The sequence below is a fragment of the Cryobacterium flavum genome (assembly GCF_900103805.1).
Lineage (GTDB): Bacteria > Actinomycetota > Actinomycetes > Actinomycetales > Microbacteriaceae > Cryobacterium > Cryobacterium flavum.
The window spans coordinates 106270-132929 of record NZ_FNIB01000005.1; the positions used below are offsets into that span (position 1 = coordinate 106270).

Sequence of the window (26660 nt, forward strand, 5' to 3'; positions counted from 1 at the left end):
GAATAAACCCGCACCGAGCGCCGTGGGCATTCCCGAAATGGGCATTGTGCCGGCCTAACGGATGGTGCTAAGGTCAGCGATGCCACATGGGGGATATTAAAGGTATGGTTTCTGACAACGACGAGCGGCGGGTGGCCGTCATCATTGAAGATGACGCCGACATTCGCAACCTTCTGGAAGCCGTGCTCACCCAGGCCGGGTTCGAGACCATCGCCACGAGCAACGGCCTCGACGGCATCGCCGCGGTGCGAGCTTACGACCCGATCGTCACCACCCTCGACGTGAGCATGCCCGGAATGGACGGCTTCGAAACGGCCAAGCGCTTGCGTGCGTTCAGCCCCACCTATCTCGTTATGCTTACCGCCCGCGACGACGAAATCGACACGCTGCAGGGCCTCGAAGCGGGCGCCGATGACTATCTGACCAAACCGTTTCGCCCTCGGGAACTGCGCGCCCGCATCGAAGCTATGTTGCGACGCCCCCGCCACACCGTCACAGCGGATGCCGCCGCCCGGCCGGTCGCGTCACCTCCCGATGCCGTTGCGATCGAGCAGCCAGTTGCCGCACCCGCTCGTTCCGATGCGCCCGAGGCCGCCGAGCCGACCCCGGCCGCGCTGATTCGCACCGCCCCGACTCCGACATTTCGGACGACTACGGTCGCGTCCGCGCCGACCTTCGTGCCGGCCGTCGACGCCGCGAGCCTGCTTCCGGGTGCCACGCTGCGCAACGGCTGGTTTGAACACAACGACCTGCGGCTGAACCCGGCGGAACGCCTCGTGCAACTGGCCGGCGCCCAGCTCGAACTGACCCGCACCGAGTTCGACCTGCTCGCCGCGCTGCTCGAATCCCAGCGGCGGGTGCGCAGCAAGAACGATCTCGCCCTGCTGCTGCGCGGCGAGGCCTACGCGAGCGCCTACCCGGTGAACGAGGCCGATCGGCGCGCCGTCGAAGTGCACATGGGCAACCTTCGCCGCAAACTCGGTGACAGCAGCGCGACCCCACGCTGGTTGGAAACCGTGCGCGGCGTTGGCTACCGCCTAGCAGCCCAGGAGTAGCGGCCCCGGATAGCAGCCGGGCACTCTGCGCCCTGCCGCGCGCTGAAGGACTCCAGGCCCACCTTGCAACCATGGGCCCCGTCTACAAACTGGGCCCGGGGACGGGGCCCAGGCCCCGTCCGAAAAAAGTGGGGCCAGACTACGCACGGGGCTACGCGGCGAGGTGCCGGGACAACGCCAGGCAGGTGTCGGCGCCCACCTCGGCGAGCACGGGCAATTGCTGCCGGCAGCCAGACAGATCCCGGTTCTTCAGGGTGCTCTGCAGCCGGCCTGCGGTGTTCTCGAGGCGCACAGCTCCCAGCATTCGACTGCTCGAACGAATGCTCAGCAGCACGACGTCGGCTTCCTCGAGGTCGGCTGAGGCAAGGGCAGTGCGCAAGCGCGACTCGCGGCTGTGCCAGAGAGCCAGAAAATCGTTTACAAACCGGTTCTGTACGGCTTCGTCCCCGCCGAGGTCACGCCGCAGCCGCTGCAACGAGGCTGGGTCGACCAGCGGACTCACGTTAGGCATCCGCTGGTCGCGGTTGCATCAGTCGTCGACAAGGTCACTCCTCCAACTCTGACAGATCGCACCCCGATCTGGGTGCACTTCGGCTCAAGATCGGATCAAGATCGGGCACTGTCTGTCGCCGCGAGCTCGACCGCGATGTTGTTGCCTCCGGCCGTCTTGACGGTGTCGATGGCGGTGTTGACCGCCGCGCTGAGCGCGGTCAGGGTAAAGCCGTGGTCGAAGGTGTCCGCGATGCCGAAACTCGCGGTCAGGCGAATCAGTGAAGCCTCCGTCAACGTTTCGTCAACGAGGGTGGTCTGGATGCGTTCGGCGAGCGCGCGTGCTTCCGCCGCCGATGCCGCCCCGGCCAGCACGAGAAACCGTCCGCTGGCCCGGTGTCCGACGATCGAGAGCACCGGCGCGCTCGCGCGCAATTTTGTGGCGAATCGGGTAATGGCCTCGTCGCCCGCGACCCGGCCGAAGGCGATGTTGATCTCGGGCAGGTTGTCGATATCGGCGCCAATCAGGGCCAGGCCGACTCCGGCATTCTCGGCCCGATCGAGGTGGTCGGTCGCGGCCTGCACGAATGCAGCGGCCGACAGCACGCCCGCTGCCGAGTGGATGCCGTCGGTCACGTCGCCGACAGCGCTGCCCGACCCCTGCTGGGCGCGCAGGGCGGCAGCGGCAACGGTCATCAGCACCACGAGGCACAGGCTGAGCGCCGCAAATTGTGCGGTGCTGAAGTAGGTCGCGAACACCGCTCCGCCCACACCGTCAACGGTGAAGACGACGGCGCGGGCCGTGGCCGCCACCGCGGCGGTCCAGAGGGCGACGGACAGAATGCGACCGCTCAGGTTGCGGCGCAGCAGTCCGCGCGCCGCTTCGAGCGCGCCCAGCGCAGCGAGCACCGCGAGGCCGATCCACAGTTCGGCGGCGCCGGCCCAGCGACCGGCCGCTTCGCCGTGCAGCAACGTCGCGGCGAGCACAAGCACACTGAAAGCGGCGATCACCCAGAAGCTGCGGCTGCGGCTGCGGCCGTTGTACCGACGCAGGCCAGCCCAGACCGACCCGACGGCGACGGTCAGCGTCACGTTAGCCACGACGATGGCCCACCAGATCATCTGCCCGGTGTCGGAGGCTCCGTGCGCGATGGTGACCATCATGCCGGCGATGAAGGCCAGGCTCCAGATGCGGCCGACCGAATCGTTCCGATTGAACGCGGTGTTCAGAATAAATACCACCCCGCACAGCGCGATGACGACGCCGTTCAGTTGGAGCAGTGTCATGGTGTCCAGTTGCATGCGCCCATTCCTTGAAAGCCGTTCATGATGTGCGCGGCAGCGTCGCGATCGCGGTGGTGCCCTTGCCCGGAGCCGATTCGAGCCTCAGGTCGCCGCCGTGCTGGCGGCAGATGTCCCGGCTGATACTGAGTCCGAGTCCGGTGCCGTGGATGCTCGATCCGCGCACGGAGTCGGCGCGGTAGAACCGATCGAACAGGTTGACCTGCTCGCCGAGGGTCATGCCGCGGCCGGTATCGGCAATGCGCAGTTCGACCTGGCTGGTGGAATCGAGCAGGCTCACCTCGATGCGGCCGCCGGTGATGTTGTACTTGACCGCGTTGGATAACAGGTTGTCGATCACCTGGCGCAGGCGCAGGGCATCCGCTTGCAGTCGCACGGTCGGCAGCACTGAGAGCACGAAGCTGATGTCGCGCTCGGCCGCGACCGGCCGCAGCGATTCGATGGCATCGGTGACGATCACCGACAGATCACAGGGAGCCAGCGTGATCGCGAGCTCGTGCTTCGTCGCGGCGGCCGTGGTGAGCAGGTCGGCGACCAGGGCCAGCAGTCGGTCGGAGTTCTTCGACGCCACCTCGAGCATGCGCCGGGTCGACGGGTCGAGTGTCTCATCATCGAGGGCCAGTTCGAGATAGCCCAGGATGGAGGTCAGCGGGGTGCGCAATTCATGCGAAACGGATGCCACCAGGTCGTCGCGCGCTTTGATCGCGCGCAGTTCGGCGGTCACGTCCCGCGACACCATGACGCCGCCGTCGTAATTGTCGTTCTCGTCGAGAATGGGCCGAGCCGAGATAAGCACGGCGGCCTGCTGCTGGCCCTGCTGCCCCACCCAGAGGGTCATGCGGTCGACCGTCTCACCACGCATCGCCCGCTGGAACGGCCGGTCCTGCTCGGCGAAGGGAGTCACCTGGTCTTCGTGGTAGACCACGATGGAAGAGAGTTGGCCGTCTTTCACCCCGAAGCGGGAGAACATCTCGCGCTGGGCCCGGTTGATGAAATTGGGCTTGGCCTCGCGGCTGAAACCGACCACGCCGAAGTCGACGGTGTTGAAGATTGCGTCGAGGGTGCGTTCCTCGCGCCGGGACCGACGCAGGGCCCCCTCGAACAGCACGGACTGCTGGGTGAGCAGCACCCGCTGGGCCGCGGCACGCTTCGTCGTCGTATAGGTGGTGGCGGCGACGAAGGCCAGCACGATGGGCACGATGGCCAACCGCGGAATCTCGTTGCCCGAGACCGGCTCGGCGCGCAACAGGCCGGCAGTCCAGAGCAACGCCGTCGTGAGGACGACACCGCCGATCGCGCCCCGGCCGCCGAAGTGCGTCGACAGCCAGATGATGGGAAAGACCAGCAGAAACGTCGTGCCGAGCAGGGGCTCGCCCTCGCGGGCGATCACCAAGCCGACCAGGTCGACGATGGGCAGGGCGATGATCCACTTCTTGTCGATCTGCCGCCAGGGAACCCCCGCGGCGACCGCGGTGGCAACTAAGATGATGAGGATTCCGGCCAGGAAGAGCTGGTTGGTAAAGAGCTGAAGGTCAAGCAGCCCCGACACGGCCACCAGCAGCAGGGTCGCTGACCCGACCAGCAGTTGTGAGAGAAAGACGGATCGTTCGACCCGGTGGCGGTGAGCCCGGTCGGGTCCCGGGCCGCTCTGATTCATGACGGCGTCACCGTGGCGTGCGCTGTCTGGGTGGTCAGTACGGCCTTGGCGCCGAATTCGTCGAGCCGGGCGACGGTCTCGGCGAACCCTTGTGGCACCCCGAAGTGAAAACCCTGGGCGCTGCGAATGCCAAGCCTTGCCAGTTGCTGAGCCATATGCTCGTTCTCGACCCCCTCAACGATCATGGAGTATTCGAGCTTGTCGCCGAAACTCTGCAACGCTGTGAGCACCTCTCGTTGGCGAACGTCGGCAAGGTCATCGACCAGGCTGCGGTCGATCTTGAGAATGTCCATCGGCACCCGCACCAGCGAATCGACCGACGAGTCTTCGGAGCCGTAATCATCGAGCGCGATCAGAATCCCAAGGTCACGCAGTCGGTTGGCCTGTTCACGAATCTCGGCCGTCACCCGCACAGCCGAGCGCTCGTTCAGTTCGAGGCAGAGTGAGATTGCGGGGTACCGGTCATTCAGCTGCTCGACGAACTGACCGAGGCGTTCCGGCGCCAGCTGTCCGGCTTCCACGTTGATGGTCATGCAGACGATGCCCGGTTCGACCAGGCGAAACTCGGCGGCCGCGGCCATTGCCGTTTCGGCGATCTGCCTCGTCAGCTTGTCGAATCGGCCCAGGCTCTTAGCCTTCTCAATGATGGACGGCGGTGAGATCGCGCCGAGTACCGGATCGGTATAGCGCAGCAGCGCCTCGAACGCCCAAATGCTGCCCGTGATGAGGCTGACTATGGGCTGGTAGGCCAGGGGCAGCTGGTTGTCGTCGATGGCGCGGGCGACCGTGTCGTTGAACTGCGAGGAGCGATGGCCGGAGACGTTGATGCTCGACTCTCCGCCGATGCTGCCGCGACGGCGGCTTTTCTTGACCATGAGCATGCTGTGGTCGGCGTCGTGAACGAGGGAGGCGACATCCGTTTCGACTGACACGGAATAGGCGAGGCCGATGCTGAGGCTGGGATTGAGGGTGTCGGCGCCGACTGCGAGCGGCAGAGCGGATGCCGTGAGCACCGTTTCGGCGATGGCCTTAGCTTCGTCGAGGGTCGCCAGCCGGGTGAGGATGATGACGAATTCGTCGCCGCCGACTCGCGCAACGACGTCGTGCGGCCGCACGGACTGGCGCAGGCGCTGGCCGAGAACCCGCAGCACCTCGTCACCGGTCTGATGCCCGTAGGTGTCGTTGAGGCGTTTGAAACCGTCGAGGTCCATGAAGAGCACGGCAATGGCCTCGGCGTCGCTGCGGGTGCTGTTGATGGTGTCGAGCGCCTCCTGGAAGGCACCGTAGTTGGGCAGGCCGGTGAGGGGGTCGGTGTTGGCCTTGATTGTGAGCCCGGCCACGTTCTGCCGGGCCTGCACGGAGAGTTCGGCGGTGGCGGCGAGAGCCTGCAGTGCGCGCCGGTCCACGCCGGAGAACGAGCCATCCATCGGGTCACGGCGGGCGACGAGAAAACGTGGTTCACCGGGCGTGAACATGAACGGCGCGCCGATCGCCGCGCCCTCAGCGGGGCCGACCTCTACGGTGATCGACTGCACCCCGATCGCATTGGCCGCAGCGTCGCAGAGCATATCGGCCACGTTGTCTGCTCTTCGGGTGGTGGTCAGCAGGCTGCTGCCGACGACGATGCCGTTCAGACGACGCCGCATGTCCGACAAAATGCGCACAACGATCGCGATCAACGCCACCACGAAACTGCCCAGGAGGGTGCCGACCGCGGTTTCGAGGCTGGTGCGGCCCTGGCCGGGGGTGGGCAGGCCGTTCTCGGCCCAGGATGCCGAGAACGCGGTCAATGCCGCGACCACGAGCAACAGCGCCCCCACGCGCAGGGGGGATACGAGCGGTCGGCCGCCCCGGTCGGCCGGTGCACCGATCAGGCGAATCCTGATGAGTTCGATCGCCAACACGAAGAGCACATACCCAACGGATGCCGCGGCGACCGCCGGCAACGCCGCCACGGTGGACGTCGCCAGCACCCAGTCGATGAAGAAATAGACCATGCAGCCGACACCCGCCAGGCCTGCGCTGTAGACCGCCACCCCGATGCGGCGGGATTCGATGATCAGTGCGAGAAGGATTCCCAGCATGACGACGCCGATGATGGCCTGGTTGGGCAGCACCGGAACCAGCGCCGGCACGGCCAGCACGGGCACGCTGATGGCTGGCGTTCGATGGGGCACGCTGCCGACGCGAATCCAAGCTATTTCGAGGGCTCCGACGCACACCACGCCGATCAGCGCGACGGCGATTCTGGCGCCCGGATCCTCGAGAACAATGGCGATCGCACCGGGAATGAACACCAGACCTACGGCCGTAAACACGCCGAAAGAGATGCGCTGCAGCACGCCCCACACCCCACTTCGGCTCACGCAATCAAATCCTACGCGAGTTGCCCCCCGACCGGGGCGTATAGGCGGAAATTGGTCGGGTTGGGGCAGGGGTGCGCCGGTGGCCGTGCCCCGACGTGCTCGGGGTCGTGCTCCGACGTGCCCGCGCTCGTGGACGTGCTCGGGGTCGCGCTCGTGCGAGGTCCGGGGCTCGGGCTTGCCCAAATCGGGACGGGGCCTGGGCCCCGTCCGCTAGAGGGGGCGGTTACTCTACGACGAGATCGGCGGCGATGAGCTCGGCGATCTGCACGGCGTTCAAGGCCGCACCCTTCCGCAGGTTGTCGTTGCTGATGAAGAGGGCGAGGCCACGGCCATCCGGTACGCCTTCATCTTGACGGATGCGACCGACGAAGCTGGCGTCCTGCCCGGCGGCCTGCAACGGGGTCGGGATGTCGGTGAGTTCGACGCCGGGGGCCACCTTCAACAGTTCCTCGGCGCGGGCGACGCTGATCGGCTTGGCGAACTCCACGTTGATCGAGAGCGAGTGCCCGGTGAAGACGGGCACTCGCACGCAGGTTCCGGAAACCAGCAGTTCGGGCAGTCCGAGGATCTTGCGGCTCTCGTTCCGCAGCTTCTTCTCTTCGTCGGTTTCGAACTGACCGTCGTCGACGATGCTGCCGGCCAGCGGAATCACGTCGAACGCGATCGGCCGCGCGTAGATGGTGGGCTCGGGCAGGGTGACGGCGCTTCCGTCGTGCACGAGCTGGAACAGGTTCTCATCCTGCGCGGCAACCCGCACCTGGCTGGCCAGTTCGAACGCGCCGGCCAGGCCACTGCCGGACACGGCCTGGTAGGTGCTCACAATGAGGCGCTTGAGGCCGGCTTCGTCGTGCAAAACCTTGAGCACGGGCATGGCGGCCATGGTGGTGCAGTTCGGGTTGGCGATGATGCCCTTGACGGCCTGCTTGATGGCTTCGGGGTTGACCTCGCTGACGACGAGGGGAACGTCAGGGTCCATGCGCCAGCCGCTCGAGTTGTCGACGACGAGCACACCGGCCGCGGCAAACCGGGGCGCCTGCGCTTTGGAGAGCGTGGCGCCGGCCGAGAAGATAGCCACGTCGAGCCCGGTCGGGTCGGCAACCGAGGCGTCTTCGACCGTGATCTGCTCACCCTTGAAGGTCAGCGTGGTGCCGGCCGAGCGTGCTGACGCGAAAAAGCGGATGCTCTTCACCGGAAAGTCGCGCTCCTCCAGCAGACGACGCACCACGGCGCCGACCTGTCCGGTGGCGCCGACGACGCCGATGTTAATGCCGGGGGTGTTGGCTGAGCTGGTCACGTGTGGTTCCTAACGTCTGTGGGGCTGTCTCCCGTGGCTAATTCAGGAAATTCGGACTGCTTGCTGGCATTTCGGCCCCCGGAGCGGATGCCGGTGGTCGATTTTCTGATTTAGCCCCCGAGAGTCGGGGTGATGGGCTTCATTCTGTCAAAACGGGAGTTCCTCCCCCTGCCACCCGGCCTAACTCTCGCAATGTCTAAACCCGAGAAAGTGGACCCGCGTAATTACGCGGAAGTTGAAAACCAACGGGACAATTTGCAGGAGTTATGACGGTGAGGCGGGGCATCCGTTTGGCGACGTGTGAGTTTTTAGGCCATTTGGGGCCTCGACCGGGTCAAAACTCGCACCTCGGCGGGACTAGCGGCCGGAGCCACCGTGCACGACGGCTTCGATCTCACCGTCGAGCCCGAACGCGGTGTGTACCACGCGGAGGGCCTCGTTGATGGTGTCGGCGCGGGTGACGACCGAGATGCGAATCTCACTGGTCGAAATCATCTCGATGTTGATCCCGGCCTCGTAGAGCGCCTCGAACAGCTTCGCCGAGACGCCGGTATTGGTGCGCATACCTCCGCCAACCAGGGCGAGCTTGGCGATCTGGTCGTCGTACTGCAGGCTCTTGAAGCCGATGAGCTCTTTCTCATTGGTCAGCGCGGTGAGCACCTGCTGGCCCTCCGACTTGGGCAGGGTGAACGAGATGTCGGTGAGCCCGGTGGCGGCGGCCGACACGTTCTGCACGATCATGTCGACGTTGGCGTTGGTGCGCGCGACGATCTTGAAGATGAGCGCGGCCTTACCGGGAATGTCGGGCACACCGACCACGGTGACTTTGGCTTCGCTCAGGTCAGCGGCGATTCCGGCGATGATTGGCTCTTCCACAATTACTCCATTTTCTCGCGCGGTCGCAGCGTTGTACACGATGGTGCCGGTGTTGTTGTTGAACGAGGAGCGCACGTGCAGGGTGACGCCGTGCCGGCGGGCATATTCCACAGCGCGAATGTATAGGACTTTGGCTCCGGCAGCGGCGAGTTCGAGCATCTCCTCGCTGGTGACGCGCTCGAGTTTGCGGGCATGGGGAACGACCCGCGGATCCGCGGTGAAGACGCCATCGACATCCGTGTAGATTTCGCAGATGTCGGCGCCGAGGGCCGCGGCGAGGGCGACGGCGGTGGTGTCCGAACCGCCGCGGCCGAGAGTCGTGATGTCCTTGGTATCGCGATTGAAGCCCTGGAAGCCGGCGACGATGGCGACGGCGCCCTCGTCGAGGGCCGAGCGGATGCGGCCGGGCGTGACGTCGACGATGCGCGCGGAGCCGTGGCGGGCATCCGTGATCATGCCGGCCTGGCTGCCGGTGAAGGAGCGGGCGTCGTAGCCGAGGCTCTTGATGGCCATCGCGAGCAGCGCCATCGAGATGCGTTCGCCAGCGGTGAGCAGCATGTCGAGCTCGCGCGGGGCGGGAAGCGGCGTGACCTGGTGGGCGAGGTCAAGCAGTTCGTCGGTGCTGTCGCCCATCGCCGAGACGGCGACGACGACCTCGTTGCCGGCCTTGCGGGTGTCGACGATGCGCTTGGCGACCCGCTTGATGCTTTCGGCGTCGGCGACGGATGATCCGCCGAACTTCTGCACGATCAAGGCCATGGGACTCCTGAGATGGGGGTGTGCGGCCTGTTGTGCGGGCCGCGTCCAAGTTCCCATCCTAAATGCTGGTGCTGGCGGGCCGGTGCCATGTGACGTTGCGCGGCAGAGGGGGTGCGGCGGTGGGTGGGGTATGCGGGGCCGGGTGGGGGTGTGCGGGGGTAGGTGTGCGGGGGTCGGTGTGCGAGGGTCGGTGTGCGGGGGTCGGTGTGCGGGGGTCGGTGTGCGGAGGCGGCATCCGCTCGCTGGGCCCACCTTATGGCCCGGGGCCCAGTCTATAAACTGGGCCCAGGGACGGGGCCCGGGCCCCGTCCGCAAGAACGAGGGGTGCGCTAGGCGCAGCGGAGGCGACCGGGCTAGTGAGTGACCTCGCGGCGGCCCTCAAAGGCGCGGCCGAGCGTGACCTCGTCGGCGTACTCGAGGTCGCCGCCCACGGGCAGGCCGGAGGCCAGACGGGTGACCTTGATCTCCAGGGTGGTGAGCAGGCGGGAGAGATAGGTGGCGGTGGCCTCTCCCTCGAGGTTCGGGTCGGTCGCGATGATGACCTCCTGAACGGTGTTGTCGGCGAGGCGCTGCATCAGCTGGCGGATGCGCAGGTCGTCGGGTCCGACGCCGTCGATCGGGCTGATGGCCCCGCCCAGCACGTGATAGAGGCCCTTGAACTCGCGGGTGCGCTCGATCGCAACGACGTCCTTGGCCTCTTCGACGACGCAGATCGACGTGGGATCCCGGCGAGGATCCCGGCAGATCAGGCAGGTAGGCTGCTCGGAGACGTTGCCGCAGATGTCGCAGAACCGCACTTTGTCGCGCACCTCGAGCAGCACGTTGGCGAGCCGGGTTACGTCGAATTTCTCGGTCTGCAGGATGTGAAACGCGATGCGCTGCGCCGACTTCGGGCCGATACCAGGAAGCTGGCCGAGCTCGTCGATCAGTTCTTGGACGATGCCTTCATACATGGTTTAGTGGTCGTTTCTGGTTCGGGGCGCCGCGGAGTGCGGCTGTTCTTCGATGAAGGTGGCACCGAGAATCTCGCGCACGACGGCCTCGCCGTAGCGCTGCTTCTCAGCGAAGGACGGCGCCCGCGACGGGTCCTTCGTGGAGCCGCGCTGGCCGGACGCGTTCGGGTGCTGGCGGGGGGCTTGTGCGCTCTCACCGAGGTTGGGTTGACCGAGGCTGGAGCGACCGGCATTCTGCTGGACAGCGGTCTCGTGACCGGCGGTCTGCGGGCCTGAGTTCTGCGGGCCTGAGTACTGCGGGCCTGACTTCTGCTGGGGCGCGCCCTGGGGCTGCCGACTCTGCTGGGCGTTCGTGGGAACAGCACTTACGGGCACAGCGGATGCCTCAGCGTGCGCCTCGTAATTCGGCACGCGTTCGTCGGCGGGGGCGTCCATCTCGGGCGGAACGTCGTCGTCGAACGGCGGCGGTACGTCATCGTACGGCGGCTCGTCGTGGGACGTCGATACGAAAGCAGTCGCGGCCCAAGGTTCGTCTGACGCCACGCCCCCGGATGAACCCGCAGTCCCAACCGACTGTGCCGACACGGGCGATGACGATTCGGGGGCCAGAGCTGCTGGCGGTGCAGCGGTTTCGGGAGCCGGGGTATCCGTTGCGTCGTCGTCGAGAGCGGGCAGTGCCGGGCCGTTCGGTGAGCCGGGGATGGCTACGGTCGCCCATCCGCTGGTGGATGCAGCGACGGGCGACGCGCCTTCAGCGGCCGGCATAGTGCGGGGAGTTACGTCGGGTTTCTGGGCAGACGGCGCGGTCGCAGTGTTCTCAGTCGCAGCAGCCGCAGCAGCCGCAGACGGCGCGCTTGTCGGGGACGCCGGCGAATCCGCTGCCTCGAGATTCGGGACGGCCGAGCCGACAGCATCCGCTGCTGCCGAGGGCGATTCGGGTGCCGGGCCTGCTGGCGCAGGCTCCGCGGCGGCGGCGGGTGCGGCACCGGACGCCGCGCTCGGCGAGGAAGTCTCGCGCCCAGCGTCGACGCGCGCGATGAACTTGACCCGCAGGCCGAGCACAGCGACGATCGCGGTGCGCAAGAAGTCGCTCGTTCCCATTCCGGGGACCTTTTGCTGCTTGAAGCTCTCGACATCGGCGTGACTCGGGAACGACAGGGCGAGTACGTCGCCGTTCAGGCTGAGTACGTGGGCGGTGTAGACGACAAGCCACGCGGTGGTCTTCTCGTTCTTGACCGCTTCGAGAATCTCGGGCCAGGCGTCCTTGAGCTGTTGCAGGGAGACCGGGGCACTGGGGACGATGGGCGGTTTGGGCGCGGAGGGCGCGTCCGCAGCCAACGGTGCTCGCGTTCCCGCCGCAGCCTGCGTTCCCGGAATGGCGGTCTCGACCGGCTCGACCGACGCATTGGCGGCGGGCTCGCGGGTAGCAGCGGCGCCACCGGCAGCGGCGGAGCCACCGGCAACAGCAGCGACACCGGCAGCGGCGGAGCTGGCAGCCTGCGTTCCCGGGATGGCGGTCTCGACAGGCTCGACCACCGGATGGGGGGCGGACTCGCGGGCAGCAGGAGCACCAGCAACGGCAGCCACAGCGGGCACAGCCGCCACGCCGTCGACGCCGATACGACGCTCCAGGCGCTCGACCCTCGCGAGGGCGCCGCGAGTTGAGTCGTCGGTCGCGGGAATCAGGGACCGCGCGATCATGAGCTCAAGATGCAGGCGCGGCGAGGTGGCCCCGCTCATCTCGGTGAGCGCCGCGTTGAGAATGTCGGCGGTGCGCGAGAGTTCGGCCGGCCCGAAGGCCGCGGCCTGCACGGTCATGCGTTCCAGCTCGTCTTGCGGCACGCCGCGCAGCACGGCCGCGGCCCCCGCGACGCTTGTGGCCGCGACGATGATGAGGTCGCGCATGCGCTCGAGCAGATCTTCGACGAAGCGGCGCGGATCTTGCCCGGTCTGGATGACCCGGTCGACCGCGTCGAAGGCTGCAGCGGAATCACGGGCACCGATGGCCTCGACGGCCTCGTCGAGCAGCGATGCACTCGTGTAGCCGAGCAGCGCCACGGCGCGATCGTATTCAATGGACTGGCCATCAGACCCGGCCATGAGTTGGTCGAGCAGCGACAGGGTGTCGCGCGGCGAGCCGCCGCCGGCGCGCACCACGAGCGGCAGCACGCCGGGCGCGACGACCATCTTCTCGGTGTCGCACATCTGCTGCACGTACTCGAGCATCGGCCCCGGAGGCACCAGCCGGAACGGATAGTGATGGGTACGCGAGCGGATGGTTCCGATCACCTTTTCGGGTTCGGTGGTCGCGAAGATGAACTTCACGTGTTCCGGCGGCTCTTCGACAATCTTGAGCAGCGCGTTGAAACCCTGCGGGGTGACCATGTGGGCCTCGTCGAGGATGAAGATCTTGTAGCGGTCGCGGGCGGGCGCGAAGATGGCGCGCTCGCGAATGTCGCGGGCATCGTCGACACCGTTGTGACTCGCCGCGTCGATTTCGACGACGTCGAGCGAACCGCCGCCGTCTCGGGCGAGCTCGACACAGCTCGGACAGACACCGCACGGGGTGTCCGTCGGGCCCTCAGCACAGTTGAGACAGCGGGCCAGGATGCGCGCCGATGTGGTCTTGCCACAGCCGCGGGGGCCGCTGAACAGATAGGCGTGGTTCACCCGGTTGGTGCGAAGCGCCGTCATCAGCGGATCAGTCACTTGGGACTGGCCGATCATCTCGGCAAAGGTCTCTGGCCGGTAGCGGCGATACAGGGCGGTAACCACGATCTCAATGGTACTTGCCGCAACCGACACTCGCCCCCGCCGCGGCATCCGCTGCGACAATCGTGAAGCGGATGCCGCGGCGCGTTGAACCGACGACGGCGACATCAACGACGCTGACACCGGCCGGGCTGACCGCGCTGATGGTGGCGCAACCCTGGGTGCTCGCCGTGCTCGCGATCGGGGCTGCGGTGCTCGTGACCTGGACCTTCTGGCCCCGCAGAGAACGGGAAGACACCGACCGGGATGACGATCGTGATCGATCGGCCGATGCCGTTCCGGTTGGCGTCCGGGCCGCCGACTCCGACGCCGCTGGAGCCTCCCCCACTCCCCGGGGTCAGCTCCGGATCCCTCCGCTGCCGCGACGGAGACCTCGGCCGCGTCCGCTCCCGGGGGCTCGTCAAACCATCCGAGCGGCCGGCCAGTGCAATGATCGCCCGGCAGCTCGTCCTCGCGGTTGCGGCGCTTCTCGCCGCCGCGCTCGTTCCCGCCGACTCGAGGTGGACCGACGCGACGTTTACGGATTCTGAATTCGTCGCATCCGCTGTGACAGCAATCGTGGTGCCAGCACCGGTGATCGACACCTGCACGGCGGCGAGCGTGCTCGTGTAGCTCAGCCTCGTGCCGCGGATCGTGCTGACCTGGCACTATCCGACCACCGGATACGCGGCGGCCAATGCCCGCTATTACAAATCGAACACCGGGTTCGGCGGGCTCATAGAGGTCTCGCTCGGCAGCGGGGTGAGCACGTCTGAGCCGGTATCGGGAACGTTCACGTCGACCTTCGAGGGTGCGCTGCTCGGCGGACTGCTCGGCGGGGCGGGCGACGTCGGGGTCGCTGCGGCCCACTCGAGCGGGCTCGCTCATCTCGAGCGCGCACGCCACGTTCCCGCTGCTGGTCGGCGCCGGAACCTGCACGATCGTGAACGCCTGACCCATTACCGCTGAGGTTCCCGCTTACAACTGCGGAGATTCGGCCGCGCTGGCCCAAAACGTAACGAAACTGGCCGCCGCCATGGAAAATCTCCGCAGTACTGAACGGGCCCGAGAGTAGAACACATTGGAGCCTGCCGGTCGCCGCCATCTCCCGCATCTATCGCGTGCCGACCGGCCCCAGTGCAGGTCTGCGGAGATTCTCGGCGATCCCAGCCCAGTTAGGCCACAAGCGACCCAAGGAGGGCGTCTTCTCCGCACTTCTGAACCGCTGCTGAAGCATACGGGGCCGGCCTCTCCTCCCCAGTCTCCGAATTCTGGTGGCAATCCACAACTTGCGCGCACCTCGCCGAGCACAGCGTCATTCGTCGCACTATGCAGTCATGAGCCACGACCTTGTCACTGTTGGCGCAACTTGGGGCACGTCGCCACGTCACAGCAACTGGCGGGTATCGGGGCCAGCCGACGATCAGTGAAATCTGCAGTGGACTCCGGGCTGATCAGGCACGTTGCCCACGGCGTATTTTCCTGCGGGCACCTCGACGCGCCGACTCTCACCGCACTGCAAGTTGGCGGGCGGGTCGATTGTCTGACTCGCCTGTCGCAGCTCGGCATCTGGAGCGGAATCGCGCGGCCAGGACTGCATCTCCGCTTGCGCCCGCACCACCACCAGCGACGATTGGCCCCCGGCGCATCGATCCATTGGAGTCGCGCCTTCCACTGCTGGGCACCGGTGTTCGAAGTATCACCGTTTGACGCCGTGCTGCAAGCGTTGTCGTGCCTCGACGATGTCGACGCGCTGGCATGCCTGGAGTCCGCGCTTTTCATGAGGTTCATCACGGAGGACGACCTCGAAGAGCTCCTCCGTCTGGCCCCTGACCACCTGCGCGCGTTGCTGCGCCTCCTCGATCGCGGGGCGCAGTCCGGATTTGAAACGTTCAGCCGGGTGGGGTTCATCCGCGCGGGCTTTCGGGTCGCGACACAATTTTATGTGCCGGGTGCTGGCCGCGTCGACATGCTCGTGAATGGGTGCGTCGGAATAGAGACCGACGGTGAAGAATGGCACGGTCCGGAACGATTTCTGCCCGACCGCAGCAAAGATCGCGAAGTTGAACGGCAGGGGATTCGGGTCCTCCGCTTGGCCAGGCCACACATCTTCGACACGTGGCACACTACCCTCGAGACGGTGCGTCGCATGGTAAACGACGCCGAGGACGCAGCAGCCTGGAAGCGTCGTTCGTAACGGCGGAGATATGGCAGAAATCGCCCCAATCACGCCAGATTCTGGGCTGAACGCGAAAATCTCCGCAGTTCTGCACGGCGAGCGCGGGAGGCCAAGCCTGGGGCGGGGTCAGCGCACCGTCGCCAGGGTCTGGCGGGCGATCTCGAGCTCCTCGTTGGTCGGAATCACGAGCACCGTGACCGCGGAGTCGTCGGCGCTGATCACGCGGGCGCCGCGCGCGGCGGCGGCATTGCGCTCGGGGTCGATGCGAATGCCCAGGGCCTCCAGCCCGGCAAGGGCGCGCTCGCGCACGAGCGGCGCGTTCTCGCCGACACCGGCGGTGAAGGAGATCACGTCGACCCGTCCGAGCTGGGCATAATACGCCCCGACGTAGCCCTTAACCCGGTGCACGTAAACGTCGATCGCGAGCTGCGACGGCCCGTCGCCAGCGGTCGCGGCCACGATCACGTCGCGCATATCGCCCCGCCCGGTCAGACCGAGTAGTCCGCTGCCCCGGTTGAGTAGTTTGTCGATCTCGGGAAAGTCGAGTCCGGCCCGGCGATGCAGGTGGAACAGCACGCCCGGGTCGATGTCGCCGGAGCGGGTGCCCATGACGAGTCCCTCGAGCGGTGTCATGCCCATACTGGTCTCGACCGAGCGGCCGCCCTCGACCGCGCAGGCCGACCCGCCATTGCCGAGGTGCAGCACGATCTGGTTGAGGTCTTCGACCGGTCGCTGCAGAAAGTTCGCCGCCTCGCGCGCCACAAAGCCATGGCTGGTGCCGTGAAAACCATAGCGACGGATGCGATACCGCTCGGCCAGATCGGCATTGATCGCGTAGGTGAAGGCTTCGGGCGGCAGCGTCTGGTGAAATGCCGTGTCGAAAATGGCCACGTGCGGCACGTCAGCGAATGCCTCGACGGCCGCGACGATGCCCTGCAGCGCGCCCGGATTGTGCAGCGGCGCCAGCCCCGACAGCTCGTCGATGTCCTTCTCAACCTGCGGCGTGACGAGGGTCGGCTGGTGAAAGCGGGCTCCGCCGTGCACGACGCGGTGCCCGACGGCCACCGGAACGTGCCGCGCAAGCGACGGCCCGTGGGCCCGGAACGCTTCGAGCATCACGGCGAATCCGGCCGTGTGGTCGGGAATGGGCAGCTCGCGCTTCCACTTTCGATCAGCGGATGCCGGAACGTGCGTCTCCGCAGAAGCCTCCGCCGCCGATACCTCGGCCTTCACCCCGGCGATGGAGTGCACGGAATCGCCGACGACCTCGCCGATGCGCTCCACCATTCCGCTCGCCAGGGTGGTCTCGGTGTCCATCTCAATGAGCTGGTATTTGAAGGAGCTCGAACCGGAGTTGACGACCAGAACGGCGGTCATCGGGTGGCTCCGGCCGGGGTGGCGTCAAGGGCCGGCACCGCGGCATCCGTCAGGCCGGCAGCCTGGATGGCGGTGATCGCGACGGTATTCACGATGTCCTGTACCAGGGCGCCGCGAGAGAGGTCGTTGATCGCCTTGCGCAAACCCTGCAACACGGGGCCGATCGCGACCGCGCCGGCGCTCCGCTGCACGGCCTTGTACGTGTTATTGCCGGTGTTGAGGTCGGGGAAGATGAACACGGTGGCGCGCCCGGCCACGCTGGAACCGGGCATCTTTGTGGCGGCGACAGCGGCATCCGCTGCGGCATCGTACTGAATCGGGCCCTCGACCAGCAGATCGGGGCGGCGCTCCCGCACGAGGGCGGTGGCGGTGCGCACCTTCTCGACGTCGGCGCCCTCTCCGGAAGACCCGGTGGAGTACGACAGCATGGCGATGCGCGGCTCGATGCCGAACTGCACCGCCGTGGCGGCAGCGGAGATGGCGATGTCGGCGAGCTGCTCGGCGGTAGGTACCGGAATGACGGCGCAGTCACCGTAGACCAGCACGCGGTCGGCGAGCGCCATGAGGAACACACTCGACACCACGCCGACGCCGATCTGCGTCTTGATGATCTCGAAGCTTGGCCGAATGGTGTGCGCGGTGGTGTGGGTGGCGCCGGAGACCATGCCATCGGCGAGCCCGAGCTGCACCATCATCGTGCCGAAGTAGCTCACGTCGGTGACGGTTTCGTTGGCTTGATCCAGCGTGATTCCCTTATGTGCCCGCAACTGCATATATTCCTGCGCGAATTTGAGGCGCAGCAGGTCGTCATAGGGGCTCACCACGTGGGCCTTGGAGATATCGAGACCAAGGCCGATGGCGCGCGAGCGCACCTCGAACTCTTCGCCGAGAATGGTCAGCTCGACCACATCGCGGGCCAGCAAGGTGGCGGCAGCGCGCAACACGCGGTCGTCCTCCCCCTCCGGCAGCACGATGTGCTGGCGGTTCTGGCGCGCCCGCTCGAGCAGCGCGTACTCGAACATGAGCGGCGTGACGACTTCGGCCCGGCTCACATCGAGCCGGTCGAGCAGGGCCGCCGCGTCGACGTGCGTCTCGAACAACGCCAGCGCAGTGTCGTGCTTGCGCTGCGAGTCGGCGGCGAGGCGTCCGCGGGTGCGGGTGATGCGCATGGTCGTGTCGTAGGAACCGAGCGAGGTGCGAATGATCGGCAGCGAGGGCGCGAGGCCCTCCATCAGCTGCTGGATAGCGTCGGGGAGGTCGAAACCGCCGTTCAGCACGATTCCGGCAATCGAGGGGAAGGTGGCGGAGGCGTTGGCCAGCAGCACGGCCAGCAGCACGTCTTCGCGGTCGCCCGGAACGACGACGACGGCGCCCTCGATGAGGCGCGGCAGTACGTTGACCATGGACATGGCCGCGACAACGACGCCGAGCGCCTCGCGGGCGAGCAGGGCGGGGTCACCCTTGATCAGGTGGCCCTCGGTGGCCTCCATGATGCTCTGCATGCTCGGGGCGACAAGGTAGGGATCTTCGGGAATGGCCCAGATCGGCACGCCGAAGGCTCCGCCCGAGCGCGCCGGCTGGGCGTTGGTCGTAGCCCGCACCGAGTCGATAATCTCGGCCAAGGCGGTTTCGTCGGCCCGGTTGACGATGATCGCCAGAATGGATGCGTGTTCGTCGCGCAGTTCCGCCAGCGCCACGTCGGTCTGCTGGCCGATGTCCACGGCCGAACGGGCGTCGCTCTGGCCGAGGCGTTCGCCCTCGCCGGGGCCGACGCGACCGCCGAGCACGAGTAGCACGGGGGCTCCGAGGTTCGCGGCGATGCGGGCATTGAAAGCCAGCTCGGTAGGACTGCCGACGTCGGTGTAGTCGCTGCCGATGACGACGACCGTGTCGCAGTTGGCTTCGATCGCCTTGTATCGGGCGACGATCACGGCCAGGGCCGCGTCGGGGTCGGTGTTGACGTCGTCGTAGCTGACACCGATGCTCTGCTCGTAGGTCTGCCCGGCCGCGGAACCGGGGCCAGCATTGGCCTGCAGGTGACGCAGCAGGAGCTCGACGACGTAGTCGGGTTCGGTTGCGGTGCGAGCGACCGGGCGGAACACGCCGACCCGTTCCACCAGGTGGGTGAGCGTGTCGACCACGCCGAGCGCAATCGAGGATTTGCCGGTATTACCTTCGGCGCTGGTGATATAGATGCTTCGAGCCACGATGTCCATTCAAGCGTATTCGGGTTGGGAGAGTGTGGGGCGTGGGTCAGACGCTGGGCGAGACATCCGGCCTTCGCGGTTCGCGAGCGAACGCGTCAAACCAGCCACGCGACGCGGTGCCGCGGCTAGACATTGTCGGCGCCGGTCTCGGCGGCGGCGGCATCCGCTTGGGAAGACCAGGACCAGTTCGTGATGGACGGAACGTCTTCGCCGTGGTCGCGGGTGTATTGGCGGGCGGCGAGGCGGGCATCCTGCATCTGCTGCCGCAGCAGGCCAGCGCGGGCGGCGAGCCCGGGGGTGCGGTCGATGACGTCCATAACGAGGTGGTACCGGTCGAGGTCGTTGAGCATGACCATGTCGAACGGGGTCGTCGTGGTGCCGATCTCCTTGTAGCCGCGGGCGTGCAGGTTCTCGTGGCCGTGGCGCTTGTAGGTGAGCCGATGAATGAGCCACGGATAGCCGTGATAGGCGAAGATGATGGGCTTGTCCGGCGTGAAGACGGCGTCGAAGGCGCTGTCGCTCAGGCCGTGCGGGTGGTCATCCTCGGACTGCAGGCGCATCAGGTCGACGACGTTCACGACCCGCACCATGAGCCCGGGCAGGTTCTCGCGCAGAATCTCGGCGGCGGCGAGCACCTCGAGCGTGGGCACATCGCCGGCGGCGGCAAGCACGACATCGGGGGCGAGACCGGCAACCTCGGTGCCAGCCCAGTCGAAGATGCCGAGGCCACGGGTGCAGTGCGCGACGGCCTGCTCCATCGTGAGCAGGTTCGGCGCCGGCTGCTTGCCCGCCACGACGATGTTGACATAGTTGACGCTGCGCAGGCAGTGGTCGTAGGTGGAGAGCAGCGTGTTCGCATCGAAGGGCAGGTAGACCCGCACGACGTCGGCGCTCTTGTTGACGACGTGGTCGATGAAACCCGGATCCTGGTGGCTGAACCCGTTGTGGTCCTGCCGCCAGACGTGCGAGCTCAGCAGGTAGTTGAGGCTCGCGATCGGCGCCCGCCACGGGATCTCGGCGGTCACCTTGAGCCACTTGGCGTGCTGGTTGAACATGGAATCCACGATGTGGATGAACGCTTCGTAGCAGTTGAACAGCCCGTGCCGCCCGGTGAGCAGGTAGCCCTCGAGCCAGCCCTGACACTGGTGCTCGCTCAGCATCTCCATGACGCGGCCAGCGCGGGCCAGGTTGGTGTCGCCGGGTTTCAGCTCCGCGTTCCACTGCTTGTCGGTTACCTCGTAGACCGGCGGGGCCAGCCGGTTCGACGCGGTCTCATCAGGCCCGAATATGCGAAAATTCTGCGGATTCAAACGGATGACCTCGGCCAGGTAGCCGCCCAGCACGCGCGTAGCCTCGTTCAGCGTTGCACCCGGCTCGGGCACGTCGACGGCGAAATCGCGAAAGTCGGGCAGGTGCAGGTCGCGGCGCAGGAGTCCGCCGTTGGCGATCGGGTTGGCGCTCATGCGCAGGTCGCCGTGAGGGGCGAGGTCGGTGATCTGTTTCACGGGAGCACCGTCTTGGTCGAACAGGTCTGCGGGACGGTAGGACAGCATCCACTGTTCGAGCAGAGCGGTGTGCGCCGGGGTGTCGCGGGCATTTGCCAGCGGAACCTGGTGCGCGCGCCACGTGTTCTCGACCTGCACATCGTCGATACGGGCGGGGCAGGTCCAGCCCTTGGGGGTGCGGAGGATGATCATGGGCCAGCGCGGGCGGGCGAAGTCCTCGTTGTTTGCGGCAGCCTGGGCGGCGGCGGCCTTGATCTCGGCGATCTGGTTGAGCACCAGGTCGAGGGTCTCGGCCATGCGGGCGTGCACGAGCATCGGGTCTTCGCCGTCAAAACCGCCGCTCACTATATACGGAGTGTGACCGTAGCCGCGCATCAGATCGAGCAGCTCGTCTTCGGGGATGCGCGCCAGCACCGTGGGGTTGGCGATCTTGTACCCGTTGAGGTGCAAAATGGGCAGCACGACGCCGTCCAGCAGCGGGTTGATGAACTTGTTGGAGTGCCAGCTGGTGGCAAGCGGGCCAGTTTCGGCCTCACCGTCGCCGACCACCGCGGCCACGAGCAGGTTCGGGTTGTCAAACGCGGCGCCGTAGGCGTGGCTGAGGGCGTAGCCGAGTTCGCCGCCCTCGTGGATGGATCCGGGCAGCTCGGGCGAGGCGTGGCTGGGGATGCCGCCGGGAAAGGAGAACTGGCGAAACAGCTTCTGCACGCCGTGCTCGTTCTGCTCGATGTCGGCGTAGACCTCGGTGTAAGTGCCGTCGAGGTAGGCGTTGGCGACCATGCCGGGGCCGCCGTGGCCGGGGCCGGTGATGTAGATGGTGCTCTGGCTGCGTTCGGCGATCGCACGGTTCAGGTGCGCGTAGAGAAAGTTGAGGCCGGGCGTGGTTCCCCAGTGGCCGAGCAGGCGCGGTTTGACGTGGTCGCGGGTCAGCGCCTCTTTCAGCAGGGCGTTGCCGAGCAAGTAGATCTGGCCAACAGCGAGGTAATTAGCGGCCCGCCACCAGGCGTCGATGCTCGCCAAGGCCGCTGCACTGAGGGGTTTTGGCGCGCGCGAGGGCCAGGTCATGGTGCCGGAATCGTCGATCATCGGTCCTCCGCGTTGTCGCGCGGCGACACAGCCGCGCTCCTTCCATCCTATTGAGCCTCGCCGACCGGCCAAGTGCCAAAGGTCCCAACAACCGCGTACTCGGCTAAATGGGGGCCACGATCTCCACGCGATCGTCGCGCGAAAGCGCAAAAAGTGCCCGTTTGAGACCCTCAATCGGGCACTTTTTGCGCTCTCGCGGGCAGAATGGGCATAGAAAAGACTCCTCGCGCACCTCGGCACAGTGGCGCAGCCCCGGTTACCCTTGCGGGTCATGGATACGAAAAAGACCCCTCGCGCACCCGCCAGAGCCCGGTTACCCTTGCTACGTTTCCGTCCTGGGGGAATTGGCCAAGGTGGCGCCACACGAGGAGCCGAAGTTCAGTTTAGGGTACGACGCTGGGCGGCACCAACCGGGGGGGCGGTCTGCGGAGGTGGCGGCGGCATCCGCTGGAAACAGGTAAGATTCTCTGGTGCCGTTGCTTTATTGCAACGGCGGCCAGGAGAATTCGCCTAGTGGCCTATGGCGCACGCTTGGAAAGCGTGTTGGGTGAAAGCCCTCGGGGGTTCGAATCCCCCATTCTCCGCCACAATGTTACCGCAGCGTGTTGGGTGAAAGCGCAAACCCCATTCGCAGGGTCCGAATCCCCCATTCTCCGCCACAGTGTTACCGCAGCGTGTTGGGTGAAAGCACAAACCCCATTCGCAGGGTCCGAATCCCCCATTCTCCGCCACAGTGTTACCGCAGCGTGTTGGGTGAAAGCACAAACCCCATTCGCAGGGTCCGAATCCCCCATTCTCCGCCACAGTGTTACCGCAGCGTGTTGGGTGACGCACAACGCCAATTCGCAGGGTCCGAATCCCCCATTCTCCGCCAAACGGATGCCCGCAGCCCGCTCCCCCTCGGCGGAGCGGGGACGCTAGACGCCGGCGCGGTCGGCGAGGCCGCGCACGAAGGCGGCCTGTCCGGCGTGCTGCAGGTCGTCGGAGAGCACACTGGCCAGGCGCACACCGAGCGTGACGACGGGGGTCCAGGACTCGTCGATGACCCGGTCGAGGTCTGCCGCGCTCAGGGTGGCCAGGTAGGCGATGCTCGCGCTGTGCACGGCGTCGTAGTAGCCGCCGAGCAGGTCGGCGTCGGCGCGCACGGCGGCGACATCGGCGGAGGTATGCCCGTAGCCGGTCGCCGTCGGCCCGAACGGCAGGTCGAATCGTTCAGCCCAGCCCTGGCCGATGTACACCTGCTCGATACCGGCGAGGTCGGCGAGGTGGTCGTCCTGCACGCGGGACAGGTGCCAGGTGAGCCACGCAATGGTGTTGGCGTCGGCATCCGCTCGAAAGGTGAGCGTGGCGACGGTGGCATTTTTCAGGGTGCGATGCACCGTGCCCTGGATGCGGGAGAACTCTTCGATGAGAAGTTCGGTGGGGGTCATGGGTCTCCTTGGTCGTTCTTTTAACGTACCCCGGCTGGTCATTCTGCCGTCCTAGTACTCATCCGACGGATGCTGGCCCTCCTCCAGATCGAAACACGGTGAGAACGACGTAATTTTCAGTTCGGTGCCGGGAGCCCCGATCGACGCGCTGTAGAAGTCGCCTTGAGCGCCCGTCATATCCACCCGCGGTGCCCCCTGCCTGGTTTTGCGCCTCTCGACCACCACGCCGTCCTTCTTCTCCCATGCCGCGGCAATAATTTCGATCATGGCCTCAGAATCGACATCACCGATCAAAGTGACGGTCGTTCGACCGGGCCAAGCCAACTGATCATTCGCGCACCCCAAGAGATGCGCCTTCTGCGTCTGGGTCTGATCGCCGACATTTTCAACGGGAACGAGAGCCGCAGTCTCATCCTCCATCGCCATTGCGATGCCCTTAGCTGTCTGCAGATCCATGAAGGAATCACTTCCCTCATTCATCATTGTGCACGACGCCAACAACGCCGTAAGGGTAAGCATCCCGAGGACAGCCACGTATTTTCGCTTGGGATTCATCCGTAAATCAGCTCCTGAAGGTCTCTGACAACTTCTCGATTATTCACATCGTCAGTGGCGACGAGGTTGTGGCATCCATCGGAGAGACCTGTCTCGCTGGGCACATGGACTCCTCAGTACTTCATGCCCGGCTTCGTGCCGCCCTCCAGCTCGAAACACGGCGAGAACGAAGTAATGTACACTTACGTGCCCGAATTCCAGATGGCCGCATTGTAGAAGCCACCCGTGGCAACACGCATATCAACCTGGGCATCATCGCCCGTGGTGTCATCCTCCTCGACGGTGACGCCTTCCTTGACTTTCCAAGCCGCCGCGATGCGGTCGACAATACCTTGAGTGTCCACCTCGCCAGAAAATGTCAGAATCGTTCTACCCGACCACTGATAGGTTTCATCAGTACAGCCGAGCAGGAATGAAGATTTCATTTGAGTCTGGTCCGCTACATCCTCCGGCGGCACCAAGAGTGCGGTCTCGTCCTCCATCGCCATCGCGATGCCCTTCGCCGTCTGGAGATCCATGGTGGCTGACTCGTTCGTTGACGCGCACGACGACAGCGCGACGGAGCACGCCACGGCAAGCATTGCGGCCCCGATGCGTCGACGACTCACTCGAGAAATCCGCCGTGCCGGCCGGCTGTTTGCGTTCACCATCCGACGCGCCTAATACTCATCCGACGGATGCTGCCCTTCCTCAAGCTCGAAACAGGGCGAGAACGACGTGATGTAGAGCTGCGTGCCCGAATTCCAAATGGCTGCTGTATAGAACCCGCCTGTCGCGACCGTCATGTCGACTTCGGCATCGTTACCAGTGTTGAAGGCATCCTGATCCACTGTGACACCATTTTTGAGCTGCCACGCCGCTGAAATGCTGTCAACAACGCTCTGGGGGTCAACGCCACCCGCAAAGGTCACAACAGTCCTCCCGGACCACTGATGGCCTCCATCCCCACAACCAAGCAGGTGCGCAGTCTTCCGTTGAGTCTGGTCCGCTACATTTTCCGGCGGCACCAAGAGTGCTGCCTCGTCCTCCATCGCCATCGCGATGCCCTTGGCTGTCTGCAAGTCCATGGCGGTCTCCTTCTCTGCACCGGAAGGTGGTGCGCAAGCGGTGAGTCCCAGCCCCAGGACGAGTACGCCAGCTCCTATGCCAGCAATGATCGTCGATTTCACTTGTACATCCACTTCTCGAGGTCTCTGAGGACCTTATTGTTGCGCGGGTCGTCAGTAGCCACGAGGCTGTGATTGTCCACCATCACGGTCGGATACCATTTTGGCCCCTCATAATACGGCCCGGAGTCAAATGCGTCGCTGGACCGCGGATTGTTGCCGTCGCCGACGCCACCAGTGCCCTGTGCGACCTGCAGAATGTCTTCGTAGGAGAAGTCGGCGTAGGTAGTGGTTGAATCGGCTGTCCAGTCTTTTGGCATCCACGCTCCCGACAGGGAGACCACCGAGTCGTAGTGGGCTCCGGATACTTCCGCCGAGGTGATGTTGGCGAGCCCCCAGCTGTGGCCGATGGCGGTCGAGGTGGCGGCGGCGAACAGGGGGTCCGTGGCCAGGCCCGTTTCGAAGGCGGCCAGGAACGGGCCGGTTTGTTCGGCGAAGTCTGCGCTATTCGCATCGGGGATTCCTTTGGCCAGGCCACCACGAGTGCCGTCTGAGTCTCCGGGAAAGAGATCATCCTTGTAGATGAACGCAACAGTGTCCGGATGATTGTCGACGAACCACTGGGACACCGTTTGGACCGAGCCGTCGTAGAACATGTCCATATTGCTCATCGTGCCGGGCACGTAGGAGATGCGCTGACGCGTTTCACTTGACGGCGTTCCGCGCATTTCGATGATGCGCGCGCCCTCATGATCGTAGAGGTAGAGCTGATTCTTGCCGTCGACCGTTCGCTGCAGGTAGCTGCGCTCGTCCTCCAGCTGTTCGAGTTCCTTGGCGATCTGGTCACTTCTGCCGTAACTCTGCTCCCACCGGCCCCGCGTGCGGTCCATACCGGCGTTTTCAGCGTCGAGCTTGGCGGATTCGGCGTCGATTTCGGTGATTCTGGTGCTGGCGTTGAGGCGGTTGGCGGCGACGCGGGCGAGGGCTGGTAGTCCGTTCAACGATCCGAGCAGGACCGGGGCCCCGGCGATGAGGGCGAGCTGAGCGGGTTCGCCCAGTTGCTGCCACCGCTCGGGGACGGTCTCGGGGGTGGCCGTCAGCATCCGCTTCACCAGGTCGGAATTGGTAGCGATCAGCACGGCCAGATCGGCTTCCGACAGCGTATTCATGCGGGCGATCAGGTCGTCGACCGAGCCGCGCACTGCTGCGTTCGTGCCGAACCACGCGGTCGCACCGAGCACTTGGTCCGACCCGAGGTCGCGCACACAGGTGGCATCGGCGGTGCGGCGCCGCGTCGCGAGTTCGTCCCAGAGCACATCGATGGCGGCGATCTGCGCGTAGGTGGTCTCGAAGGCCTCCTCCTGCCGAGTCTGGCGAACATCAGTGGGCATGAAGATGAAGGTGTCGCCCGGGGTGGTGAAGTCGGTTTTACCGAATTGCAGGTCGGAGAGGTCGCTGTCGGCGGTGGTGCGCCGCGCTGCGAGCAGGCGCTGCTCGCCCTGAAGTTCGTCGACCGTGACGGAATATGTTTCGAGGGCGGCGGCCTGCGCGTCCAGCCCGCGAATCAGCAGGTCTATCTCGGGAACCAGGCCCCACGAGGCGTTCCACGAAGGCGTCGCGGGAGACCGCGGTCCAGTCGGTCGTTGCAGCCTGGGCTTGCGCGGCGGCGAGCGCTGTTTGCAGGGTGCGGAGGGCACCCGCTTTGCGGAACGC

The 26660-nt window shown here is 65.8% G+C and carries 22 protein-coding genes, 1 tRNA gene and 1 other RNA gene; 6 read left to right on the plus strand and 18 right to left on the minus strand.

The genetic code is table 11. From position 1 onward, the window contains the following. The first annotated feature begins 104 nt into the window (after positions 1–104). On the plus strand, positions 105–1055 hold the full coding sequence (locus BLS91_RS08540) for a response regulator transcription factor (protein ID WP_092340311.1): 951 nt from the start codon (positions 105–107) through the stop codon (positions 1053–1055). A gap of 151 nt (positions 1056–1206) precedes the next feature. On the opposite strand, the gene BLS91_RS08545 is transcribed toward BLS91_RS08540, so the two are convergent. The 9 genes from BLS91_RS08545 to BLS91_RS08585 all read right to left on the minus strand — a co-directional run bounded on the left by BLS91_RS08545 (position 1207) and on the right by BLS91_RS08585 (position 13761). Then, the gene (locus tag BLS91_RS08545) at positions 1207–1557 is read right to left on the minus strand and encodes an Hpt domain-containing protein (RefSeq protein ID WP_092340312.1); all 351 of its coding nucleotides are present in this window, start codon (positions 1555–1557) and stop codon (positions 1207–1209) included. Positions 1558–1661: 104 nt separating this feature from the next. Next, a complete protein-coding gene (locus BLS91_RS08550) occupies positions 1662–2846 on the minus strand; it encodes a GGDEF domain-containing protein (protein WP_092340313.1) in 1185 nt (394 codons plus the stop codon). A gap of 22 nt (positions 2847–2868) precedes the next feature. Next, positions 2869–4503 (minus strand): sensor histidine kinase, encoded by a 1635-nt coding sequence (locus BLS91_RS08555; protein WP_092340314.1) that lies wholly within the window; start codon positions 4501–4503, stop codon positions 2869–2871. Beyond that, positions 4500–6869 (minus strand): putative bifunctional diguanylate cyclase/phosphodiesterase, encoded by a 2370-nt coding sequence (locus tag BLS91_RS08560; protein WP_134505231.1) that lies wholly within the window; start codon positions 6867–6869, stop codon positions 4500–4502. The genes BLS91_RS08555 and BLS91_RS08560 overlap by 4 nt, the downstream gene beginning before the upstream one ends. A 223-nt stretch (positions 6870–7092) precedes the next feature. After that, the gene (locus BLS91_RS08565) at positions 7093–8163 is read right to left on the minus strand and encodes an aspartate-semialdehyde dehydrogenase (RefSeq protein ID WP_092340316.1); all 1071 of its coding nucleotides are present in this window, start codon (positions 8161–8163) and stop codon (positions 7093–7095) included. A 357-nt stretch (positions 8164–8520) separates the two neighbouring features. Continuing rightward, a complete protein-coding gene (locus BLS91_RS08570; protein ID WP_092340317.1) occupies positions 8521–9798 on the minus strand; it encodes an aspartate kinase in 1278 nt (425 codons plus the stop codon). A 353-nt stretch (positions 9799–10151) separates the two neighbouring features. Next, on the minus strand, positions 10152–10751 hold the full coding sequence (gene recR, locus BLS91_RS08575) for a recombination mediator RecR (RefSeq protein WP_092340318.1): 600 nt from the start codon (positions 10749–10751) through the stop codon (positions 10152–10154). A gap of 3 nt (positions 10752–10754) precedes the next feature. After that, complete coding sequence (locus BLS91_RS08580; protein WP_092340511.1) at positions 10755–13526, minus strand: DNA polymerase III subunit gamma and tau; 2772 nt, start codon at positions 13524–13526, stop codon at positions 10755–10757. A 4-nt stretch (positions 13527–13530) separates the two neighbouring features. Beyond that, complete coding sequence (locus BLS91_RS08585; RefSeq protein ID WP_092340319.1) at positions 13531–13761, minus strand: hypothetical protein; 231 nt, start codon at positions 13759–13761, stop codon at positions 13531–13533. 8 nt (positions 13762–13769) lie between these two features. On the opposite strand from BLS91_RS08585, the gene BLS91_RS08590 reads away from it, so the two are divergent. From BLS91_RS08590 to BLS91_RS08600, 3 genes are all read left to right on the plus strand, one after another. Next, positions 13770–14135, plus strand: a complete 366-nt coding sequence (locus BLS91_RS08590) for a hypothetical protein (protein WP_092340320.1) — start codon at positions 13770–13772, stop codon at positions 14133–14135. Between the two features lie 9 nt (positions 14136–14144). Further along, entirely contained in the window at positions 14145–14471 is a 327-nt protein-coding gene (locus BLS91_RS08595) for a hypothetical protein (RefSeq protein ID WP_092340321.1), read from the plus strand. A 469-nt stretch (positions 14472–14940) separates the two neighbouring features. Next, positions 14941–15699: a hypothetical protein gene (locus BLS91_RS08600; RefSeq protein WP_092340322.1), complete on the plus strand. Its 759-nt coding sequence runs from the start codon at positions 14941–14943 to the stop codon at positions 15697–15699. A 108-nt stretch (positions 15700–15807) separates the two neighbouring features. Here BLS91_RS08600 and BLS91_RS08605 read toward each other — a convergent pair whose 3' ends face one another. The 4 genes from BLS91_RS08605 to ffs all read right to left on the minus strand — a co-directional run bounded on the left by BLS91_RS08605 (position 15808) and on the right by ffs (position 22232). Further along, entirely contained in the window at positions 15808–17058 is a 1251-nt protein-coding gene (locus tag BLS91_RS08605; RefSeq protein WP_092340323.1) for an acetate/propionate family kinase, read from the minus strand. After that, the gene (gene pta, locus BLS91_RS08610; protein ID WP_092340512.1) at positions 17055–19265 is read right to left on the minus strand and encodes a phosphate acetyltransferase; all 2211 of its coding nucleotides are present in this window, start codon (positions 19263–19265) and stop codon (positions 17055–17057) included. Before pta ends, BLS91_RS08605 begins: the two co-directional genes overlap by 4 nt. A gap of 125 nt (positions 19266–19390) precedes the next feature. Continuing rightward, positions 19391–21856: a phosphoketolase family protein gene (locus BLS91_RS08615; RefSeq protein WP_092340324.1), complete on the minus strand. Its 2466-nt coding sequence runs from the start codon at positions 21854–21856 to the stop codon at positions 19391–19393. A gap of 279 nt (positions 21857–22135) precedes the next feature. Beyond that, positions 22136–22232, minus strand: an RNA gene (gene ffs, locus BLS91_RS08620) — signal recognition particle sRNA small type. Between the two features lie 123 nt (positions 22233–22355). Between ffs and BLS91_RS08625 the strand changes: the two genes are divergently transcribed. After that, positions 22356–22443 (plus strand) — tRNA-Ser (locus BLS91_RS08625). Between the two features lie 330 nt (positions 22444–22773). Here the strand turns inward: BLS91_RS08625 and BLS91_RS08630 are convergent. From BLS91_RS08630 to BLS91_RS08640, 3 genes are all read right to left on the minus strand, one after another. Next, complete coding sequence (locus BLS91_RS08630) at positions 22774–23286, minus strand: mycothiol transferase (RefSeq protein WP_092340325.1); 513 nt, start codon at positions 23284–23286, stop codon at positions 22774–22776. A 51-nt stretch (positions 23287–23337) separates the two neighbouring features. Next, entirely contained in the window at positions 23338–23841 is a 504-nt protein-coding gene (locus BLS91_RS08635; protein ID WP_134505138.1) for a hypothetical protein, read from the minus strand. Positions 23842–24023: 182 nt separating this feature from the next. Beyond that, the gene (locus BLS91_RS08640) at positions 24024–24359 is read right to left on the minus strand and encodes a hypothetical protein (protein WP_092340327.1); all 336 of its coding nucleotides are present in this window, start codon (positions 24357–24359) and stop codon (positions 24024–24026) included. Between BLS91_RS08640 and BLS91_RS20315 the strand changes: the two genes are divergently transcribed. After that, positions 24358–24504, plus strand: a complete 147-nt coding sequence (locus tag BLS91_RS20315) for a hypothetical protein (RefSeq protein ID WP_158253293.1) — start codon at positions 24358–24360, stop codon at positions 24502–24504. The genes BLS91_RS08640 and BLS91_RS20315 overlap by 2 nt on opposite strands. Here the strand turns inward: BLS91_RS20315 and BLS91_RS08645 are convergent. Together BLS91_RS08645 and BLS91_RS08650 are read right to left on the minus strand one after the other, a co-directional pair. Next, positions 24501–24908, minus strand: coding sequence for a hypothetical protein (locus BLS91_RS08645; protein WP_134505137.1), 408 nt, complete (start codon positions 24906–24908; stop codon positions 24501–24503). The genes BLS91_RS20315 and BLS91_RS08645 overlap by 4 nt on opposite strands. A 98-nt stretch (positions 24909–25006) precedes the next feature. After that, a complete protein-coding gene (locus tag BLS91_RS08650; RefSeq protein ID WP_134505136.1) occupies positions 25007–26644 on the minus strand; it encodes a hypothetical protein in 1638 nt (545 codons plus the stop codon). Positions 26645–26660: the final 16 nt, after the last annotated feature.